At 45.9% G+C, this 1,197-nt stretch carries 1 protein-coding gene; it reads left to right on the top strand.

Annotated features, from left to right (window positions below; translation table 11 throughout):
* Nucleotides 1-70 precede the first annotated feature (70 nt).
* The gene (locus tag HHX48_RS18575) at nt 71-1,051 is read left to right on the top strand and encodes an IS5 family transposase (RefSeq protein ID WP_191026741.1); all 981 of its coding nucleotides are present in this window, start codon (nt 71-73) and stop codon (nt 1,049-1,051) included.
* Nucleotides 1,052-1,197: the final 146 nt, after the last annotated feature.

A 1,197-nucleotide genomic window follows, 5' to 3' on the forward strand; every position in this document is an offset into this window, starting at 1 on the left:
CTAGGGAAGATGCGAATAAGTCCTGAATGTGAGATCATAGCTGCATAGTAAATCACAGCCATTACCGCCCATGAGCCAACAGTTAACTTTTGCCGATAGTGAGTTTTCCAGCAAACGTCGCCAGACGAGAAAAGAGATTTTCTTATCCAGAATGGATAACCTGCTGCCGTGGTCTCAACTGCTGGAAGTGATTGAACCCTTTTATCCTAAAGCAGGCAATGGCAGACGTCCGTATGCGCTTGAGACCATGTTTCGCATTCATTGTATGCAGCAATGGTATAGCCTCGGTGATGAAGCGATGGAATATGCGTTATATGAAATTGCTTCGATGCGTCAATTTGCGCAACTATCACTGGATAAAGCCATTCCTGACCGCACAACCATTATGAACTTCCGGCACTTGCTGGAAAAACACAAGCTGACTCGCCAATTATTCAAAACGGTCAATCAATGGCTGTCTGACTGCGGTGTGATGATGACGCAGGGCACACTGGTGGATGCCACGATTATTGAAGCCCCCAGCTCCACTAAAAACAAAAAGAATGAACGTGACCCGGATATGCATCAGACCAAGAAAGGTAATGAGTGGCACTTCGGTATGAAAGCCCATATCGGTGTGGATGCCAAGAGCGGTCTGACTCATACGCTGGTGACCACCGCCGCCAACGAACATGACCTGAATCAGATGAAGAACCTGTTGCATGGCGATGAGGAATTCATCTCTGGCGATGCTGGATATCAAGGCGCAGAGAAGCGTGAAGAACTTAAAGAAAAGGATGTGGAATGGCTGATTGCTGAGCGTCCCGGAAAAGTTCGGGCACTGAAAAAGCATCCCCGCAAAAACAAAACTGCCATCAACATCGAATATTTAAAAGCCAGCATTCGGGCGAAGGTGGAACACCCGTTTCGCATCATCAAATGCCAATTTGGTTTTATCAAAGCTCGCTATAAGGGATTGATAAAAAATGACTCACAGTTAGCCATGCTATTCACCTTGGCGAACCTGTTTAAAGTAGACCAGATGTTACGACGACAGCCAAGATCTGTCTAAAATCCGGGAATAGCCCGGAATAAGGCCAAAATCCTGCCTAAAACAACGGCATATTGGCCTAAATTGCAAAATTAGAGTTTAAAAATTAGGCAGGTGATGCTGCGGCTTAACTAAGCGTTAAACTGCGGGACTTATTCGCAGTTTCC

The organism is Salinimonas profundi, assembly GCF_014750655.1.
Lineage (GTDB): Bacteria > Pseudomonadota > Gammaproteobacteria > Enterobacterales > Alteromonadaceae > Alteromonas > Alteromonas profundi_A.